General features: G+C 64.0%; 18 protein-coding genes and 2 tRNA genes. 15 read left to right on the top strand and 5 right to left on the bottom strand.

Annotation, left to right across the window (positions count from 1 at the left end; genetic code table 11):
- Nucleotides 1-125 precede the first annotated feature (125 nt).
- Together J2W40_RS02040 and J2W40_RS02045 are read left to right on the top strand one after the other, a co-directional pair.
- Entirely contained in the window at nucleotides 126-1,571 is a 1,446-nt protein-coding gene (locus J2W40_RS02040) for a sigma-54-dependent transcriptional regulator (protein WP_310221655.1), read from the top strand.
- 78 nt (nucleotides 1,572-1,649) lie between these two features.
- On the top strand, nucleotides 1,650-2,279 hold the full coding sequence (locus J2W40_RS02045) for a hypothetical protein (protein ID WP_310221656.1): 630 nt from the start codon (nucleotides 1,650-1,652) through the stop codon (nucleotides 2,277-2,279).
- Between the two features lie 16 nt (nucleotides 2,280-2,295).
- Here J2W40_RS02045 and J2W40_RS02050 read toward each other — a convergent pair whose 3' ends face one another.
- The gene (locus J2W40_RS02050; RefSeq protein WP_310221657.1) at nucleotides 2,296-3,336 is read right to left on the bottom strand and encodes a COX15/CtaA family protein; all 1,041 of its coding nucleotides are present in this window, start codon (nucleotides 3,334-3,336) and stop codon (nucleotides 2,296-2,298) included.
- A 207-nt stretch (nucleotides 3,337-3,543) separates the two neighbouring features.
- On the opposite strand from J2W40_RS02050, the gene J2W40_RS02055 reads away from it, so the two are divergent.
- The 4 genes from J2W40_RS02055 to J2W40_RS02070 all read left to right on the top strand — a co-directional run bounded on the left by J2W40_RS02055 (nucleotide 3,544) and on the right by J2W40_RS02070 (nucleotide 8,774).
- Nucleotides 3,544-5,346, top strand: a complete 1,803-nt coding sequence (locus J2W40_RS02055) for an IlvD/Edd family dehydratase (protein ID WP_310221658.1) — start codon at nucleotides 3,544-3,546, stop codon at nucleotides 5,344-5,346.
- A gap of 180 nt (nucleotides 5,347-5,526) precedes the next feature.
- On the top strand, nucleotides 5,527-7,104 hold the full coding sequence (locus tag J2W40_RS02060; protein WP_310221659.1) for an aldehyde dehydrogenase (NADP(+)): 1,578 nt from the start codon (nucleotides 5,527-5,529) through the stop codon (nucleotides 7,102-7,104).
- Nucleotides 7,101-8,024, top strand: a complete 924-nt coding sequence (locus J2W40_RS02065; protein WP_310221660.1) for a Gfo/Idh/MocA family protein — start codon at nucleotides 7,101-7,103, stop codon at nucleotides 8,022-8,024. The genes J2W40_RS02060 and J2W40_RS02065 overlap by 4 nt, the downstream gene beginning before the upstream one ends.
- A gap of 15 nt (nucleotides 8,025-8,039) precedes the next feature.
- Nucleotides 8,040-8,774, top strand: a complete 735-nt coding sequence (locus J2W40_RS02070; protein ID WP_310221661.1) for a FadR/GntR family transcriptional regulator — start codon at nucleotides 8,040-8,042, stop codon at nucleotides 8,772-8,774.
- Nucleotides 8,775-8,841: 67 nt separating this feature from the next.
- On the opposite strand, the gene J2W40_RS02075 is transcribed toward J2W40_RS02070, so the two are convergent.
- Nucleotides 8,842-9,801: a bile acid:sodium symporter family protein gene (locus tag J2W40_RS02075; RefSeq protein WP_310221952.1), complete on the bottom strand. Its 960-nt coding sequence runs from the start codon at nucleotides 9,799-9,801 to the stop codon at nucleotides 8,842-8,844.
- A gap of 241 nt (nucleotides 9,802-10,042) precedes the next feature.
- Between J2W40_RS02075 and J2W40_RS02080 the strand changes: the two genes are divergently transcribed.
- Complete coding sequence (locus J2W40_RS02080) at nucleotides 10,043-10,804, top strand: enoyl-CoA hydratase-related protein (RefSeq protein ID WP_310221662.1); 762 nt, start codon at nucleotides 10,043-10,045, stop codon at nucleotides 10,802-10,804.
- Here the strand turns inward: J2W40_RS02080 and J2W40_RS02085 are convergent.
- From J2W40_RS02085 to J2W40_RS02095, 3 genes are all read right to left on the bottom strand, one after another.
- On the bottom strand, nucleotides 10,801-11,706 hold the full coding sequence (locus tag J2W40_RS02085) for a DMT family transporter (RefSeq protein ID WP_310221663.1): 906 nt from the start codon (nucleotides 11,704-11,706) through the stop codon (nucleotides 10,801-10,803). The genes J2W40_RS02080 and J2W40_RS02085 overlap by 4 nt on opposite strands.
- A gap of 85 nt (nucleotides 11,707-11,791) precedes the next feature.
- Nucleotides 11,792-12,106 (bottom strand): hypothetical protein, encoded by a 315-nt coding sequence (locus J2W40_RS02090; protein WP_310221664.1) that lies wholly within the window; start codon nucleotides 12,104-12,106, stop codon nucleotides 11,792-11,794.
- 69 nt (nucleotides 12,107-12,175) lie between these two features.
- A complete protein-coding gene (locus J2W40_RS02095) occupies nucleotides 12,176-12,688 on the bottom strand; it encodes a MarR family winged helix-turn-helix transcriptional regulator (RefSeq protein WP_051519788.1) in 513 nt (170 codons plus the stop codon).
- Nucleotides 12,689-12,811: 123 nt separating this feature from the next.
- On the opposite strand from J2W40_RS02095, the gene J2W40_RS02100 reads away from it, so the two are divergent.
- The 8 genes from J2W40_RS02100 to secE all read left to right on the top strand — a co-directional run bounded on the left by J2W40_RS02100 (nucleotide 12,812) and on the right by secE (nucleotide 17,606).
- A tRNA-Gln gene (locus J2W40_RS02100) sits at nucleotides 12,812-12,886 on the top strand.
- A gap of 62 nt (nucleotides 12,887-12,948) precedes the next feature.
- A complete protein-coding gene (locus J2W40_RS02105; protein WP_310221665.1) occupies nucleotides 12,949-13,944 on the top strand; it encodes an aspartate carbamoyltransferase catalytic subunit in 996 nt (331 codons plus the stop codon).
- Nucleotides 13,941-15,164, top strand: a complete 1,224-nt coding sequence (locus J2W40_RS02110; protein WP_310221666.1) for a dihydroorotase — start codon at nucleotides 13,941-13,943, stop codon at nucleotides 15,162-15,164. The genes J2W40_RS02105 and J2W40_RS02110 overlap by 4 nt, the downstream gene beginning before the upstream one ends.
- A gap of 120 nt (nucleotides 15,165-15,284) precedes the next feature.
- Nucleotides 15,285-15,590 carry a barstar family protein gene (locus J2W40_RS02115; RefSeq protein ID WP_310221668.1) on the top strand — a complete coding sequence of 102 codons (306 nt, stop codon included), beginning with the start codon at nucleotides 15,285-15,287 and terminating at the stop codon, nucleotides 15,588-15,590.
- 93 nt (nucleotides 15,591-15,683) lie between these two features.
- The gene (locus J2W40_RS02120; protein WP_310221670.1) at nucleotides 15,684-16,040 is read left to right on the top strand and encodes a contact-dependent growth inhibition system immunity protein; all 357 of its coding nucleotides are present in this window, start codon (nucleotides 15,684-15,686) and stop codon (nucleotides 16,038-16,040) included.
- Between the two features lie 142 nt (nucleotides 16,041-16,182).
- Nucleotides 16,183-17,100: a YihY/virulence factor BrkB family protein gene (locus tag J2W40_RS02125; protein ID WP_310221672.1), complete on the top strand. Its 918-nt coding sequence runs from the start codon at nucleotides 16,183-16,185 to the stop codon at nucleotides 17,098-17,100.
- Between the two features lie 53 nt (nucleotides 17,101-17,153).
- Nucleotides 17,154-17,229 (top strand) — tRNA-Trp (locus tag J2W40_RS02130).
- A gap of 170 nt (nucleotides 17,230-17,399) precedes the next feature.
- Nucleotides 17,400-17,606: a preprotein translocase subunit SecE gene (secE, locus tag J2W40_RS02135; RefSeq protein ID WP_310221673.1), complete on the top strand. Its 207-nt coding sequence runs from the start codon at nucleotides 17,400-17,402 to the stop codon at nucleotides 17,604-17,606.
- Nucleotides 17,607-17,614 lie beyond the last annotated feature (8 nt).

Consider the following 17,614-nt stretch of genomic DNA (forward strand, 5'->3'; position numbering starts at 1 on the left):
CCAACCTCTTATCCCTAACCTGCCACCCCCTCAACCCGCCCAAGGCCAAGAAAATCTTTCGCGGTTAAGCGCGCCTTTACTCCGCGTCGTTACCATTGGTCGCCTGTTGCAATTGAGGGGTGCGAATGGCGCGCGACGGCATACCAATGCTGATGTTGATCGACGACGAACCGGCGCAAAGGCGGCTGGTATCGGCGCTCGCGGCGCGTGCAGGCTGGCGCACGATCTTTGCAGGTGACGGCGAAACCGCCATCGCGACGCTTGGTACGCAGGATGGGATGCAGCTTGATGCGGTCATTCTCGACCAATGGAGCCCGGACTATGACCCTGCGAGCCTGGTCAGCGAGATTCGCGCCCGTCGTCCCGCCCTGCCGATCCTGATTCTTACCGCGCACAATAATGTCGCCGTTGCGGTCGATGCAATGCGCGCGGGGGCCACCGATTATCTCTCCAAGCCGATCGCGCCCGAACGCCTGCTCGCCGCACTCAATGCCACGCTCACCGATGGCAGCGACGGCGAACTGCGCCCCTTGACCGAAAAGATCACGGCACCCCTCTCCTTCGAGGATGTCGTCGGGTCCGCGCCGCAATTTCGCGCTGCCCTCGCCATCGCGGCCAAGGCCGCACGCGCCCGCGTGCCCGTATTGATCGAAGGCGAAAGTGGCGTCGGCAAGGATGTGATCGCCCGCGCGATCCACGCCGCCTCGCCGCGCCACAAGCAGGCCATGGTCACCGTCAATTGCGGTGCGATTCCGGCCAATCTGGTCGAATCGGAACTGTTCGGCCACGAACGCGGTGCCTTTACAGGTGCCTTCGACCGGCATGTCGGCAAATTCGCCAGCGCCGATATGGGCACCATCTTCCTCGATGAAATCAGCGAAATGCCGCTGGATGCGCAGGTGAAGCTGTTGCGTGTGTTACAGGATGGCGAAGTCCAGCCGCTCGGCGCGCGCCGTCCGATCCATGTCGATGTGCGCGTGATCGCGGCGACCAATAAAAAACTGGCGGACGAGATAGAGGCGGGGCGCTTCCGCGAAGATCTCTATTACCGCCTCAACGTCGTCCAACTCACCATCCCGCCGTTGCGCGAACGCATGGGCGACATTCCGGCTTTGTGCCGCCACCTGCTAACGCGGATCGCCGCGCAGCCGGGCCTGCGTGGCCTGGGCCTCACCGACGATGCGCTCGCGCTGTTGATGCAGCATGGCTGGCCTGGCAATGTCCGCCAGCTTCAGAACGCCCTGTTCCGCGCCGCCGTGCTGTGCGAGGGCGATGCCCTGACGCCGCAGGATTTCCCGCAGATCGCTGCCCAAATCAAGGCGAGCGACCCGCTCGATCGCTTGTCCATCCGCCCGCGCGCCGCCAATCAGCCGCATCGCGACGGCGCGGGCATCACCCTGTTCGAAGGCGACGGCCATGTCCGCCAGCTTGCGGACATCGAAGCGGACGTCATCCGCCTCGCCATCGGCCATTATCGCGGTCGCATGACCGAAGTCGCCCGACGGCTGGGGATCGGGCGATCGACCCTCTACCGCAAACTGGCCGAACTGGGCATTGACAGCGCTGCCTGACCGGCGAACACCGCATACTGTCGCTTCCTTTTGGGCAATGTCGTTGAATTATCGCCGCGCCTATGCTTTGGATCGCGCATGAACCGTTTTCCCCTTACCGCTTGCCTGCCCTTCCTGTTGCTCGCCGCTTGCGGCCGCACCGAGCCAGTCGCCGATATGCCGAGCCAGGAGGAACTGGCCGCCGCCGCCAATGCCGCCGCGGCAGAAGCGCTTGCGGCCCAGGAAGGTGAAGATGGTGCCGATGCGCTCGATTATGTGAACGCGGCGCGTGGATTTTCCGTTACCCTGCCGGAGGGCTGGGTGAAGGATGAAAGCGCCAGCAATGCCGATGGTGTGGTATATGAAGACCCCGGCGCGGGTGCCGATGTTCGCGTCTTCTGGCAGAAAAATGACGGCGACCAGACATTGCAGCAGATTGTCGAAGCCATCAGCGATGGGGCGGAAGGCGTCGAGGGCAATTTCGTCGGCAACAATGAATATCGCGGCACCGCCAATGACGGCGAAGGCAATAATGTCGCCGTACGTATCCTTCGCCAGCCGGACGGCTCGATCGTGACCGCCACCTTCGTTTATCCCGAAATGCTGAGCGAACAATATCAAAGCATCTCTGATGCCCTGCTACGCAGCCTGAAGCTCATCCCGGCAACGGGCCAATCGACCCCGCCCGCTCTGCCCGCCGCCGCGGCCAACGCGGCTACATCGCAATAAAGCGGACGCCCTAGCGTTATGCGCGGCGGCGCCCAATGCCGTGCGCGCCCCAGGCGATAGCCGCGACGACGAGCGCCCCTACCGCCTGATGCAGGACAGCGAGCGGCAGCGCGATACCGCTCATCACTGTGGCTATGCCCAGGACAATCTGCGTGCCGATGCTGGCGTTGATGGCGATCGACGCCCCGCGCTGGCCTGCCCGCTTGGCTCTGCGCGCCAGCATGATGGCCAGAATGGCTGCGCCCCAGGCCCACCAGCGATGGATGAAATGGACGAGATAGGGATCGCTCGACAGCGTCTCCCAGAGCGAACCCGTCCTCTCAATGCCGTCCGGCACCAGTCGATCATTCATCAACGGCCAGGTGTTGGCGACATAGCCCGCATTCAGTCCTGCCGTAAAAGCCCCGAACAGCAATTGCACGAACAACCCCACCAGCACCATTAGCGCAAAGGGCCGCAGCGTCGCCGGGCGCGCGTTCCGGTCGCGCGCCAGCATCAACAGGTCAAGCGCGGTCCACACCAGCCCACCGATGATAAACAACGCCGTCAACAGATGCACCGCCAGGCGATAATGGCTGACATCGGTCCGTTCGGACAGGCCCGACTGCACCATCCACCAGCCGATCGCCCCCTGCAATCCGCCCAGCGCCAGCAGCGCCACCAGCCGCCAGCCATAACCAGCCGGAATGGCCCTCTTCCAGGCGAACCATAACAACGGCAAAGCAAAGGCTAGCCCGATGAGCCGTCCCAGCAATCTATGCGCCCATTCCCAGAAGAAGATGAACTGGAAATCATCGAGGCTCATGCCCTTGTTGATCTGCTGATATTCGGGCGTCTGCTGATAGAGGCGGAATGCCTCCATCCATTGGTCATGCGTGAGCGGCGGGATCGCCCCGGTGATCGGCTTCCACTGGGTAATCGACAGGCCCGATTCGGTCAGGCGGGTTATACCGCCGACCACGACCATGATGAAGACGAGCGCTGCTACGGATAACAGCCAGCGGGCGATGGCGCGCGGCGCAGGGGCGGCGGACGATCGAGATAAAGTCGCGGTCATGGCGGGTCCATGCGCCGATGCCCGCTACGTTTCAAGAGCGCATGCGCTGGACAAATGGGCAGGCCAACCCGCAAGTTTCATCGCCGTCCCTAAATCGACGCCGATTTTGAACAGCAGGTCTCATGTACGCTTGAAACTCTATTTGTATGAGTATATCGAGACGATGAGCGCGTGAAAGCGCCGTGCCATTTCTCGTCAGGATGCCCAATGAGCGATTCGTCCAATTCCGCCCCCAAGCTTCGCAGCCGCGCGTGGTTCGACAACCCCGACAATATTGACATGACCGCCCTCTATCTGGAGCGGTATCTGAACTTCGGCCTCAGCCTCGACGAACTGCGCAGCGGCAAGCCGATCATCGGCATCGCCCAAACGGGCAGCGACCTGTCGCCCTGCAACCGCCACCATATGGTGCTGGCCGAACGCATGCGCGACGGCATCCGCGAAATGGGTGGCATCGCGCTCGAATTTCCGGTCCATCCGATCCAGGAAACCGGCAAGCGCCCGACCGCAGGCCTTGATCGCAACCTCGCCTATCTTGGCCTGGTCGAGGCTATGTACGGCTATCCGCTCGACGGCGTGATCCTGACCACCGGCTGTGACAAGACCACGCCTGCGCTGCTGATGGCCGCCGCTACCGTCAACATCCCCGCCATCGCCCTGTCGGTCGGCCCGATGCTGAATGGCTGGTTCAAGGGCGAGCGTACAGGGTCGGGCACCATTGTCTGGAAAGCGCGCCAGTTGCTCGCAGCGGGCAAGATCGACGATGAAGGCTTCATCAAGCTGGTCGCCTCCTCCGCCCCGTCCACCGGCTATTGCAATACCATGGGCACGGCCTCGACCATGAACTCGCTCGCCGAAGCGCTGGGCATGATGTTGCCGGGGTCGGCCGCGATCCCCGCCCCCTATCGCGATCGCCAGGAAGTCGCTTACCTGACCGGCAAGCGCATCGTCGAGATGGTGGCCGAGGATCTGAAACCTTCCGACATCCTGACCAAGGAGGCGTTCCACAATGCCATCATGGTCAACAGCGCCATTGGCGGATCGACCAACGCGCCGATCCATTTGGCCGCCATCGCCCGTCACATCGGCGTCGACCTGCCGCTCAAGGATTGGGAGACGGTCGGTCACAAGATTCCGCTGCTCGTCAACCTCCAGCCTGCGGGCGAATATCTGGGCGAGGATTATTATCGCGCCGGTGGCGTCCCCGCCGTGGTTGCCCAGCTGATCGCGCAGGGTCTGATCCACGAGGATGTGATGACCGTCAATGGCAAGACCATGGGCGACAATTGCCGTGGCGTGGAGATTGAAGACGAAAAGGTTATCCGCCCCTTCGACCAGCCTTTGGTCGAGGATGCGGGCTTCCTGGTCCTGTCGGGCAATCTGTTCGACGCCGCCGTCATGAAGACCAGCGTCATCAGCCCGGAATTCCGCGACCGTTATCTGTCGAACCCCGAAGACCCCAACGCCTTTGAAGGTCCGGCGGTCGTGTTCGACGGGCCGGAGGATTATCATCACCGCATCGACGATCCATCGGTCGGCATCACTGACCAGACCTTGCTCTTCATGCGTGGCGCTGGGCCGATCGGCTATCCGGGCGCAGCCGAAGTTGTAAATATGCGGCCCCCTGCCTATCTCATCACCGAAGGCGTCTCCGCCCTGCCCTGCATCGGCGATGGTCGCCAATCGGGCACGTCGGGCAGCCCGTCGATCCTCAACGCCTCGCCCGAAGCGGCGGCCATGGGCGGCCTCGCGCTGCTCGAAACCGGCGACCGGGTGCGGATGGATCTCAACACCGGCACGGTCAACGTGCTGATTTCGGACGAGGAATTGGCGGAACGCCGCGCGAAGCTGGAGGCTGCTGGCGGGTTCAAATATCCCGCGTCGCAAACGCCGTGGCAGGAAATCCAGCGGTCGGTCGTTGGCCAGATGGATACCGGCGCAATCCTCGAAGGCGCAGAAAAATATCAGCGCATCGCCCAGACCATGGGCCTGCCGCGCGACAATCATTAAGCCATCCTCCCCTTGCAGGGGAGGTGGCAGCACGAAGTGCTGACGGAGGGGTGTCACCCTCACGATAGGGTGACACCCCTCCGTCTGGCCTGCGGCCATCCACCTCCCCTACGAGGGGAGGATGAGGGGAAGCAGAAATATTCGGCACTGCATCAAATGAACCCATTTCAGGAGAATCCCATGTTCAACGGAGCCATCCTTATCGGCGCAAACGAGCGTCAGGGCGGAGAGACTTTCTACGCCATCAACCCGGCAACCGGCGAAAAGGGCGACGTCGCCTTCTCCAGCGCCATGCCCGCCGAAGTCGAAGAAGCCGCCAAGCTGGCCGATGCCGCATTCGACAGCTTCTCGACCCTGGCACCCGACGCCCGCGCGACATTTCTGGAAACCGTCGCGGACAATATCGTCGCGATCGGCGACCTGCTGATCGAAACCGCCATGGCCGAATCCGGCTTGCCGCGCGCCCGTCTGGAAGGCGAACGGGGCCGTACCATCGGCCAGTTGCGTTTGTTCGCAACCTATGTCCGACTCGGTGACTGGTTTGACGCCACGATCGACCCCGCCATGCCCGATCGCGCGCCCATGCCGCGCGCGGACCTGCGCCGCGTCAACCATTCGGTCGGCCCGGTCGCCGTGTTCGGTGCGTCCAACTTCCCGCTCGCTTTCTCGGTCGCGGGCGGCGACACCGCATCGGCTTTCGCCGCTGGTTCGCCCGTCATCGTCAAGGGCCATAGCGCCCATCCCGGCACCGGCGAACTGGTCGCCCGCGCCATCCAGGCAGCGGTCAAGGCGTGCGGCCTGCACGAAGGCGTCTTCTCCTACCTGCCCGGTGCCAACCGCGCGCTGGGTGGCGCACTGGTCGCTGATCCCCGCGTCAAGGCAGTCGGCTTCACCGGATCGCGCGGTGGTGGCGTTGCGCTCATGAAGATCGCAGCGGAACGCAACGAGCCGATCCCGGTCTATGCCGAAATGTCGAGCATCAACCCGGTCGTGCTGCTCCCCGGCGCGCTCGCCGAACGGGCCGAAGCCATGGGCACGGCGTTCGTTGGTTCGCTCACCATGGGATCGGGCCAGTTCTGCACCAACCCCGGCCTCGTCATCGCGCTTGACGGCCCGGATCTTGACAAGTTCGTCGCCGCCGCCGCGCAAGCCATGTCCGGTGCCCAGCCGCAGGTCATGCTGACGCCCGGCATCCACGAAGCCTATGAAAAGGGCGTCGCTGCCCTGTCCGGCGCGGATGGCGTCACCACCGTCGCGCGCGGCACCGAAGCAGAAGGCTGCAACCGTGGCCAGGCGGCATTCTTCGCGACCGACTCCGCAACCTTCGGGGCCAACCCGCTTCTGGCCGAAGAAGTGTTCGGTTCGTCGTCCGTTTTGATCAAATGCAGCAGCATCGAGGAAGTCATCGCGACCATCGCTGGTCTCGAAGGCCAGCTGACCGCTACGCTTCAGTTGACCGAAGCCGACAATGCCGACGCCGCCAAGCTGCTCCCCGTGCTGTCGCGCAAGGTCGGACGCATCCTGACCAACGGCTGGCCCACCGGCGTCGAAGTGACCCACGCCATGGTCCATGGCGGTCCCTTCCCGTCGACCGCCGATGGCCGTTCGACCTCGGTCGGCACGCTCGCGATGATGCGTTTCCTGCGCCCCGTCTGCTATCAGGACGTACCCGACGCCCTGCTGCCAGCCGCCTTGCAGGACGCCAACCCGCTCGGCCTGACGCGCCGCGTCGATGGCAAGCTGGTCGCTGCTGCATGAGCATCCGGGCAGGTCTGGTAGGGCTGGGTAAAATCGCGCGCGACCAGCACCTGCCCGCGATGGAAAAGACTGACGGCATCGATCTGGTCGCTGTCGCCAGCCGCAACGCGCAGGGGGAAGGGGTGAATAACTACCCTGACCTCGGCGCGATGCTGGCGGGCGAACCGGACCTCGACGCCGTCATCCTGTGCCAGCCGCCGCAGGCCCGCTATCATGCGGCGCGGCAGGCGTTGCTGGCGGGCAAGCATGTGTTTCTCGAAAAGCCGCCCGGCGCGACCGTCTCCGAAGTCGAGGCGCTGATCGCCCTGGCAAAGGCGCAGAATGTCACCCTCTACGCCAGTTGGCACAGCCGCTACGCCGCTGCGGTGGCGCAGGCCAAGGCCTGGATTGCGCAGCGCACAATCGAACGGATTTCGATCCAATGGCGCGAGGATGTGCGCCACTGGCATCCCGGCCAGCCCTGGATCTGGGAAGCGGGTGGCTTTGGCGTGTTCGATCCGGGCATCAACGCCCTGTCCATCCTGACCGAGATCGTTCCTGAACCCGTCACCGTCCTGTCCGCCAATCTGGAAGTGCCCTCCAACAAGGATGCCCCGATCGGCGCGACGCTCGCCATGGCGACCGCGTCGGGCGCACCGATCGACACCGTGTTCGATTGGCGTCAGACGGGGCCGCAAACCTGGGACATCGCCGTCGATACCGATAATGGCAGTCTGCTGCTGTCCGAGGGCGGCAACACCCTGAGGCTGGACGGGGAAGTCCAGTTGAAAGCGCCGGACGAGGAATATCCTGCCATGTATCGCCGCTTCGTTACTCTGGTCGCCTCCCGCGCGATCGACGCCGACATTGCGCCGCTCCGTCTTGTGGCCGATGCCTTCCTTTGCGGCCGACATTGTCCTACGGCTGTATTTGAGGATTGATAAGGGAGTAAGATTTTGGGCAGCGGGCGCAAGTTCGGATCGGAAGAAGGCTCGCTCCGCATCCATCAGACGATCGCCCGCGACCTGGGCACGGCCATCCTGACCGGCAAGCACAAGCCGGGCGAATTGTTCGAAGGCGAGATCGAGGCCTCAGAGCGCCTCGGCGTGTCGCGCACTGCCTATCGCGAAGCTGTCCGCATCCTGATCGCCAAGGGTATGCTGGAAAGCCGCCCAAAGGCGGGCACCCGCGTCCTGCCGCGCAACCGCTGGAACGTTCTTGATCCTGAAATGCTCGCCTGGATGTTTGCCGGTGAGCCGGACGCAGATTTCATCCGGGATCTGTTCGAACTGCGCGGCGTGATCGAGCCGGCAGCGGCCGAATTTGCCGCGCGGCGCCGCACCGATGAGCAATTGGCGGTCATGGAATCTGCACTGGCGGAAATGGGCCGCTATGGCCTCTCTACCCCCGAAGGGCGCGCCGCCGACCAGCGTTTTCATAATATGATCCTGGCCGCGACCCATAATGATGCCCTGGAAGCCTTGGCCAGTTCGGTCGGTGCTGCGGTCAGTTGGACCACGACCTTCAAACATCGCAAAAAATTGCTCCCCCGCGACCCCCTGCCCGACCATCGCGCCGTCTATCAGGCGATCGCGTCCCGCGACACCGCAGCCGCGCGCGCGGGGATGGCCGAACTGCTCCGTCTCGCGCTCGCCGACATGGACATTGCGCTGGCCGAACCGGGCGGATAGGCAACTGCATACGGCTTCGCATGAATATGAAGGGCGAAAAGCGCCACATCGCGCTTTCTGCCCTCCGTCATTCAGGGACTTGGCCACCGTAACGCCGGGCCAGCACGGCACAGACCATGAGTTGGATCTGGTGAAACAGCATCAGCGGCAGCAGGATCGGCCCGACCGCCGCCGCGGGAAACAGCACGCCCGCGATCGGCACGCCGGTCGCCAGGCTTTTCTTCGACCCGCAAAATTGCAGCACGATTGCATCCTCGCGGCTTAGCCCGACCAGCCGCCCCAGCCCAAAGGTCAGCGCCAACACGGTCGCCAGCATGACGCAGCAGACAACCGCCAGCAGCGCCAGTTCGCCGCCCGACACGCTCTGCCACAGACCTTCCACCACGGCGGCCGAAAAAGCCGCATAGACGACCAGCAGAATCGATCCGCGATCCACCCATCCGATCTTCGCCTTGTGCCGCGCCACGAACCCACCGATCCATGGCCGCGCCAGATGGCCGACCAGAAAAGGCAACAGCAATTGCAGCACGATCCCTTCGATCGACGCCAGCGACACGCTCGCCCCGCCCTGCCGCATCAGCAGCGCGACCAGCAGCGGCGTCGCGACGATGCCGAGCAGGTTGGAGAAGGACGCGCTGACCACCGCTGCGGCGACATTGCCCCGCGCGATTGCGGTAAAGGCGATCGACGACTGCACGGTCGAGGGCAGCAACGTCAGGAACAGCAGCCCCGCACGCATGCCATCGGGAATGATGCCGATCCGCTGCGTCGCGAGGCCAATCAGCGGGAACAGGAGGAAGCTCGTCCCCAGCACTGCCAGATGCAGCTTCCAGGCGCGCGTCCCGTCCCAGATCGCCGCGCGCGACAATTTCGCCCCGTGCAGAAAAAAAAGCAGCACGATGCCAGCGTCCGCCACCATCCCCGCGATCCGCGCGCCCTCACCGCGTGCGGGCAGGATCGACGCTAGGGCAACGGTTGCCAGCAGCAGCAACAGGAAAGGGTCGAGGGCGTGGCGCAGTCGGTTCATCATGGGGCCGGTCGTTGGGAATGCGGGCACAGGGGGATAGACGCGGCCCACCGCTTGCGCCAACAGTTTCGCCAGAGACATGCAGACGTGGTCAGTGATCTGGATGATAGCTGTTCCCCGGCGAAGGCCGGGGCCCAGTTCAGAGCGTGGGACTGGACCCCGGCCTTCGCCGGGGAACAATAGTCTCCATCGTCCAATCCACGCCCATCGGTAGTGACAGAGACATAAGGGAGAGCGCATCGTGAGCGAGTCCATCGCGATCATCGAAGATATCGCCGGCGTCATCGAAATCCATATCGACCGTCCCGACAAGAAGAACGCCCTGACCGCCCCCATGTATCATGCGATGACTGCCGCGCTGGCCGATGCCTCGGCGCGCGCGGACATCGCAGTGGTGCTGTTCACGGCCAATGGCGACGCATTCTGCGCGGGCAACGACCTCAAAGACTTCATGGCCGGGCCGGAGGGCGGCGCTGCCGCCTTCGCCTTCATCCGCGCCATCGCCGCCTTCGACAAGCCGATCGTCGCGGCTGTGCAGGGACTGGCCGTGGGCGTCGGCACGACGATGCTGTTCCATTGCGACCTCATCTATGCCGCGCCGGACGCTCGCTTCATCATGCCCTTCGTCAATCTGGGGCTGGTCCCCGAAGCGGGATCGAGCCTGCTCGCGCCTGCGACGCTCGGCCATGCCAAGGCGGCGGCGATGCTGATGCTGGGCGAGCCGATGGATGCCGACGCGGCCGATCGCGCGGGGCTGGTCACGGCGGTCGTGCCCGCCGACGGGCTGCTGGCACATGCGCGCGCCAAGGCCAGAATATTGGTGGCCAAGCCGCCCCAGGCGCTCGCCACCACCCGCCGCCTGATGAAAGGCGACCCTGCCATCCTCACCGCGCGGATTGAGGAAGAGGCGCGGCTGTTCCGCGACACGCTGCGATCCGCCGAAGCGCAGGAAGCCTTCGCAGCTTTCTTCGAAAAGCGCGCGCCGGTGTTTCGGCGGGGCTAGGTCGAGGCGCGGTCGCGTTTCCCGAACCGTATTTCGCTCACGATCATGGCGGCGACGATCAGCAGGCCGCCCGCCAGCACCAGCGGCGGCAGGCGGTCGCCCGCGATCCGCCCGATGATCCCGGCCCAAACCGGCTCGCCCGCATAGATCAGCGTGGCGCGGGTCGGCGACACGCTACGCTGTGCCCAGTTCATCACGAACTGGATGAGCGCGGTGACCAGCCCCAGCCCGCAGGCCGACAGGATGACCGTCCAGGACAAGGGCGGCACCGCTTCCCCGGCCGGGACCATGCAGGCGAAGGCCAGCAGCGCGGTCACAGCCAACTGCACCAGCGTCACCCGCGCGACGTTGACCCGCCCCGCCCACAGGCTGATGAAGATGATCTCCAGCGCGATGGCGAGCGTGCTGATCAGCGTCAGCACCTCTCCCGTCCCCAGCGCCACGCCCTCCTGCGGCGCGGCGATCAGCATCAGCCCGGCGAAAGCCAGGGCGACCCCGACCCAACTCGCGATCCGCGGCTGCCTGCGCAGGATGATCCATTGGAGGATCGGCACCAACGGGACATAGGCGGCGGTGATGAAGGCCGACGTGCTGCTGGATATCGTCTGGAGCCCCCAGCTCTGGAGCGAATAGCCCGCAAAAATGCCGAGGCCAATCATGAGGCCAGCGCCAAGCTCCTGCCGTGTGATACCGCGCAACAGCGGCCAGGCGAGCGGCAAGGTGACCAGCGTCGCCGTCCCGAAGCGCAACCCCACGAAGAAAAATGGCCCCGATTCGCGCATCGCATGATGGACGATCAGGAAAGTCCCGCCCCATAGAATGGTGATGCCAATCAGCGCCAGTTCGGGGCGGCCGATCATCAGGCGGCTGGTGGGGGGTAGAGCGGGCGCAGCGGACGACATAATGCTGCGCTGTCTGCAATGCAGCGCGCCGTCAAGCGCGCGCATGGGCCACGCATAACGCAATGGTCATGCGTGGCCCATCGGATCAGTCGTTCTTAAGGTCGCTGCCCGCTTCCTGCAGCGTATCGCCGACCTCGCGCTTGGCTTCATCGGCGGTGCGATCGGCATCTTCGGCCGCTTCGTCGGTCGCAGCACCGATCCGCGCCGCGCCATTGTCGATCGCACGGCCCGCATCATCCAGCCCGTTGTCGATCTTGTCGCCCGCGCGGTCCATCGCGCTGCTCATGTCGTTGCCGATCGCCGACCCGGCATTTTCGATGCTGTCCTCTGTCTTTTCCGAACAGGCGGACAGGCTGACCGCCGAAACGACCGCCAGTGCGGCGAGAAATTTGTGACGCATGATGGCTCCTCTTGCCAATGAATGGAGCCCGATAAGCGCAGGAAGGCCGATTAGGTTGCGTCCTGTGCGCTATCGCCCGCGCAGGCCGAACACCATCGACCGATCCGATTCGGGGATCAATCCTTCCAGAACCCGCCAGAATCCCGTGACTGATCCCTGCCCCGCCTGCGCATAGGCCGCCGCCATTTTTTCCCGCAACGCTCTGAACAGTTCGGCCTCCAGCGCTGCTCCTTCCGCGCTTAGCCGCAGCAATTTCTGCCGCCGGTCGCTGGCACCCGGCCGCGTCTCGATATAGCCGCGCTCGATCAGGTCATTGAGCACCCGGCCCAGCGATTGCTTGGTGATGGACAGCAGCCGCAGCAGATCCTTGACGGTGAGGTCGGGCTGGCGCGAGATGAAATAGAGCGCGCGATGATGCGCCCGTCCCAGCCCCTGCGCCGCCAGCCCCTCGTCGATCGAGCGGGTCAGCGCGGAATAGCCGAAATAGAGCATTTCGATGCCGCGCCGGATTTCATCCTCACGCAGGAAGAGCGGCGATGCAGGCGCCATCTGCGCGGATGTGGGGGAGGAGGAAGCGGACATGGTTGTGGTAATCCGGTACGAAGCCAAGAAGCGTCATAGTGCCGCCGCGAAACTGTGATGACTAGGCTTTCCTTTCGCGCCCGACGCGCTATATGGCGACCCGCGCCGACGATGTCGGCCTACTGGGGCGTCGCCAAGCGGTAAGGCAGCGGCTTTTGATGCCGCCATGCGCAGGTTCGAATCCTGCCGCCCCAGCCAATCCTTCTTCTCCCGCCGCGCGCCAGCTTGCCCTTCGCGTCCTGCTGTCCTAAAGCGCGGCCATGCCCGACATGACCGCCGCGCCGCTTTCGTCTGACCTCACTGGTCGGGCGCTGTTTCCGCATCGGCATTTGCTGTCGATCGCTGACTTGAAGCCCTGGGAAATCCGCTTCCTGCTGGACGAAGCGGAGCAATGGGCGACGGCCAATCGCGGCAAGGCGCGCAAGCATGACGATCGGCTGGCGGGCATGACGCAGATCAACGCTTTTTTCGAAAACAGCACGCGCACTTTGTTGTCGTTCGAGATTGCGGGCAAGCGGCTGGGGGCGGATGTCGTCAACATGCATGCGGGCCAGTCGAGCGTGAAGAAGGGCGAAACGCTGATCGACACGGCGATGACGCTCAACGCCATGGCGGCCGATGTGCTGGTGATCCGGCATGCCAGTTCGGGCGCGGTCGCGTTGATCGCGGACAAGGTGGACTGTGCGGTGCTGAACGCTGGCGATGGCTGGCATCAACATCCCACCCAAGCGCTGCTCGATGCGCTCACCATCCGGCGGCGCAAGGGCGGGTTCGAAGGGCTGATCGTCGCCATTTGCGGCGATGTGCTGCACAGCCGCGTGGCGCGATCGAACATGCTGTGCCTAGCCGCATTGGGCGCGCAGGTGCGTGCGGTTGCGCCGCCGACGCTGATGCCGCCTGAGGTCGAGATGCTGGGCGCGACGCCCTTTACCCGGCTGGACGAAGGGCTGGAGGGCGCGGACGTGGTGATGATGCTGCGGCTTCAAAATGAGCGGATGGACGGCGCGTTCATTCCCTCAGCGCGCGAATATCATATGCTCTATGGGCTGACACCCGAACGGCTGGGGATCGCCAAGCCCGATGCGATCGTCATGCATCCGGGGCCGATGAACCGGGGCGTGGAAATTACCAGCAGCGTTGCCGATGATCCCGATCGATCGGCGATCACCGAACAAGTCGAGATGGGCGTTGCCATCCGCATGGCCTGCCTGGACGTGCTGACGCGCCGGGCGCGCGGCGTGGAGGGATGGGTATGACCAAGACTGCCATCATCAACGGTCGCCTTGCCGATCCGGCGGGTGAGGCGCTCGTCCCCGGCACGATCCTGATCGACGGCGACCGCATCGTCGCGTCCGGTGACGTGCGCCTGCCCGACGACGCGCAACGGATCGACGCGGCTGGCCTGGTCGTCGCGCCGGGCCTCGTCGACCTTGGCGTCTTCGCCACCGACAAGCCTGCCTTCCATTTCGGCGGCATCACCCGCGCGGCGCTGATGCCCGACCAATCCTCGCTGCTCGACGATGCCGCGCTGATCCGGCAGGCGACGCGCGCGGGCAAGCCCGATTTCTGGGTCCACCCCATCGCGGCCGCCACGCGCGGCCTCAAAGGCACCGAACTGGCCGAAATCGGCATGATGCAGGCGGCGGGTGCCAAGGCGGTCGGCACAGGCCGCCAGTGGATCGCCGATTCGGGCGTGATGCTGCGCGTCCTGTCCTATGCGTCTGGGCTGGGCCTCACCGTCATATCCCATGCCGAAGATAACGGGCTTACCGCGCGCGCGGTCGCGACTAGCGGCGAAACCGCCACGCGCCTCGGCCTGCCCCACGCCCCCGCCTGCGCCGAAGCGATGGCGATCGCGCGGGACGTGCTGCTCGCGCGCCACACGGGCGCGGCCATCCATTTCCGGCTGGTGACGACCAAGGCGGGCTTCGACCTCATCCGCGCGGCCAAGGCGGAAGGGCTGCGCGTCACTTGCGGCATCAGCCCCGCCTATCTGTTCCTCGCCGACAATGCCGTCACCGATTTCCGCACCTTCGCCCGCCTCTCCCCACCACTCCGTTCGGAAGATGACCGCAAGGCGTCGATCGCGGCGGTGGCCGACGGCACGGTGGACGTCATCACCTCCAGCCATGATCCGCGCGGGGCGGAGGACAAGCGCCTGCCTTTCGCGGATGCGTCGCCCGGCATGGCCGGGGCCGAGACGCTGCTGGCGCTCTCGCTCAATCTGGTGCGCGAGGGGCATGTCAGCATCAACCGGCTGATGACGCTACTCTGCGCCAATCCGGCGCGGATATTGGGCGTCGATGCCGGCCATTTCGCGCCGGGAAGTGCCGCCGATCTGATCTTCATCGACCCCGATGCGCCGTGGATCGTGGATTCGGCCAGGATGGCGGCGGCGGCGGGCAATACCCCGTTCGACCGCATGCCGGTACAGGGCCGCGCGCGTCGGATCATGAAGGGTGGCGTATTTCTGTAGGGGATGGGTTGAAGGGTGGCAGTTTGGGGCCGGTTTTTTCCGCTCCAATTGCAGACTGCCTTGCCCGAAACCCGTCGTTCGTTCAGCTTGCAGCCGATAACGGGATTTGGAGCCGCAGTCGTGAACGTGGTTGAACTTAACGCGCAGCACTGGGAAACTCGCGACGATTTCTATGACGCTCTGTTATCGAAGTTGGGTGCTCCTGATTGGCATGGACGGAGCATCGCCGCTCTGATCGACAGTATGATCGTGGGAGACATAAACGAGGTGAAGTTGCCGACCCGCGTTATCGTGACAGGACTTGATCGGGCTGGCGGGACGGCGTTTGATGAAATAGTCTCCGCATTCGCCGCGCTCGCTCGCTACGGCGCGTTGTTCCAAGTCATCTCAGGCCAAGCATCGCTTGAGATCGCCGAGAAAGTCTAGCCTTCTATCGGTCTGCGACCGACCAAACCAAGACATTTAATCGGCAGGCCCGGTTCCCTGATTGCGGACATCTGCCGCCGATGACACTATCGCATGATGAAAACGGAGAAACGGGAACAACGGGATTTCGCAGAGCGACGCTGGCCGCTACTTTCTAACCTTATCGGTTGTTATTTTAATGAGGATTTCGACCTACTATACGGCTCCCTTGATGGGGCCGTTGCCGCTGCGGCTAGGGATGGGTCACTGGATCACCGGCGGGCTATCCTAAAGGAGTGGCGAGACTGGAACTTATCCGTAGGAGTGGCCAGCGACCTCCGTCCCGAATTGAAAAAATGCTTTTCGATTGCTGTGCGGTTCAGGAAGCCGGAGGAAGCACGGCATCTCATGGAAAACATCTATGATAGCTTGATGGAAGGGATAAGGGGCGAAACGCACCGAGATATTTGATTTCCACCTTCCCGCAAATATCACTTATCAATAGACCGTCTCCTAACCACCCGTATCCCGGTTTCGCTCGAAACGCCCCCTCCCACGGCGGAACCCCCCTCCAGTTCATGCGCTTGCCCCTTTGGAGCAGCAGGGGACGTCCATGACCGAGAAGATCGCGCAGCAGGTGCATGTCGATGCGCCGTGGAAAATTCCGCCACGGGCCTGGTGGGAAATCCTCAAACGGGTCTATGCGTCGCTGTCGTCCAACAATGTCGGCCTGCTGGCCGCTGGCGTAGCCTATTACGCCTTTCTCTCGATCGCACCGCTGCTGGCGGCCGTCGTCCTCACCTACGGCCTGTTCGGCGATCCTGAGATGGTCGGACGGCATATGCAGGCGATCATCGCCGTGGTCCCGACCGACGCCGCCCAGATTATCAACGCGCAACTTCTGGGTGTCGTCAGTACCGCCAAGCCCGCGATTGGCTTTGGCCTGCTCACCGCCCTGGCCATCGCCGTCTATGGCGCGACGCGCGCGGCGTCGGCGGTGATGCAATCGCTCAACATCGTCTATGGCCAGCTCGAACGGCGCAATATCTTTGCCTTCTACCGCGTGTCGCTGGGCATCACCTGTTCGGCCGTGCTGGTGGTGGTCGCGGGCGTGTTCACCGCGACGGTGATCGGCCTTATCCAGAAATTCCTGACCGACTGGGGACCGGGCGTGCTGTTCGCGATCAAGGCCGCGACCTGGATTTGCGCGGGGTTGCTCGCCAGCGTCATCTTCGGCCTCATCTACCGCTTCGGCCCCAATCGCCAGCAGGCGCAGTGGCAATGGCTGACGGTCGGGTCGGTCACGGCGACGCTCTTCTGGCTGCTCGTGACGCTGGGCGTGTCCTTCTACGTCTCCACCTTCGGCAATTATAACGAGACCTATGGATCGCTCGGCGCGGTCGTCGTGCTGCAACTATGGCTGTTCGTCTCGGCCTATGTCGTGCTGCTCGGCGCGCAGATCAATGCGGAGGCAGAGCGGCAGACCAGCGTCGATACGAGCGTTGCCGCGCCCGTAACGGATGCTGCATAATCCTGCTTGCCCTACCACCCATGCCACGCTAAAGCGCCCTCCTTCGCCGGCACAGGAGTGTAGCTCAGTTGGTAGAGCGTCGGTCTCCAAAACCGAATGCCGTGGGTTCGAGTCCCTCCACTCCTGCCAAGCGCCAAGTCCGGGCAACCTTGTAGTTTACGGGTTTCGCGACTAGGTGCGCAGGCGAACATGTGTCGCGAAGCATGCGGCCGCTTCCCCCGGACGTCCCATAGGACGGGAACGGGAGGGCGGACTGTTGCTTCGCGAATTGGCGTTGGTTTTGAAGATAGAGGCAGGCGATGGCGAAGGTATCCCCCGGCGAATTCGTCAATCAGGTGAAGACCGAAGCGTCGAAGATCGTGTGGCCCACCGGCCGCGAAACGATGATGACCGGCGTAATGGTTGTCATCATGACGACGCTGCTCGGCCTGTTCTTCTTCGGCATCGACAGCGTATTCGGCGCGATCGTCCAGTGGCTGCTGGGCCTTGCGGCGGGTCAGGCCTGAGCATGACA

Origin of the sequence: Sphingobium xenophagum, assembly GCF_031457465.1 — a bacterium.
Classification (GTDB): Bacteria; Pseudomonadota; Alphaproteobacteria; order Sphingomonadales; family Sphingomonadaceae; genus Sphingobium; species Sphingobium xenophagum_A.

Coding starts and splice junctions, on each gene's coding strand:
- J2W40_RS02040 (WP_310221655.1), top strand. CDS start 126: ATGGCGCGCGACGGCATACCAATGCTGATGTTGATCGACGACGAACCG.
- J2W40_RS02045 (WP_310221656.1), top strand. CDS start 1,650: ATGAACCGTTTTCCCCTTACCGCTTGCCTGCCCTTCCTGTTGCTCGCC.
- J2W40_RS02050 (WP_310221657.1), bottom strand. CDS start 3,336: ATGACCGCGACTTTATCTCGATCGTCCGCCGCCCCTGCGCCGCGCGCC.
- J2W40_RS02055 (WP_310221658.1), top strand. CDS start 3,544: ATGAGCGATTCGTCCAATTCCGCCCCCAAGCTTCGCAGCCGCGCGTGG.
- J2W40_RS02060 (WP_310221659.1), top strand. CDS start 5,527: ATGTTCAACGGAGCCATCCTTATCGGCGCAAACGAGCGTCAGGGCGGA.
- J2W40_RS02065 (WP_310221660.1), top strand. CDS start 7,101: ATGAGCATCCGGGCAGGTCTGGTAGGGCTGGGTAAAATCGCGCGCGAC.
- J2W40_RS02075 (WP_310221952.1), bottom strand. CDS start 9,801: ATGAACCGACTGCGCCACGCCCTCGACCCTTTCCTGTTGCTGCTGCTG.
- J2W40_RS02085 (WP_310221663.1), bottom strand. CDS start 11,706: ATGTCGTCCGCTGCGCCCGCTCTACCCCCCACCAGCCGCCTGATGATC.
- J2W40_RS02090 (WP_310221664.1), bottom strand. CDS start 12,106: ATGCGTCACAAATTTCTCGCCGCACTGGCGGTCGTTTCGGCGGTCAGC.
- J2W40_RS02095 (WP_051519788.1), bottom strand. CDS start 12,688: ATGTCCGCTTCCTCCTCCCCCACATCCGCGCAGATGGCGCCTGCATCG.
- J2W40_RS02105 (WP_310221665.1), top strand. CDS start 12,949: ATGCCCGACATGACCGCCGCGCCGCTTTCGTCTGACCTCACTGGTCGG.
- J2W40_RS02110 (WP_310221666.1), top strand. CDS start 13,941: ATGACCAAGACTGCCATCATCAACGGTCGCCTTGCCGATCCGGCGGGT.
- J2W40_RS02120 (WP_310221670.1), top strand. CDS start 15,684: ATGATGAAAACGGAGAAACGGGAACAACGGGATTTCGCAGAGCGACGC.
- J2W40_RS02125 (WP_310221672.1), top strand. CDS start 16,183: ATGACCGAGAAGATCGCGCAGCAGGTGCATGTCGATGCGCCGTGGAAA.
- secE (WP_310221673.1), top strand. CDS start 17,400: ATGGCGAAGGTATCCCCCGGCGAATTCGTCAATCAGGTGAAGACCGAA.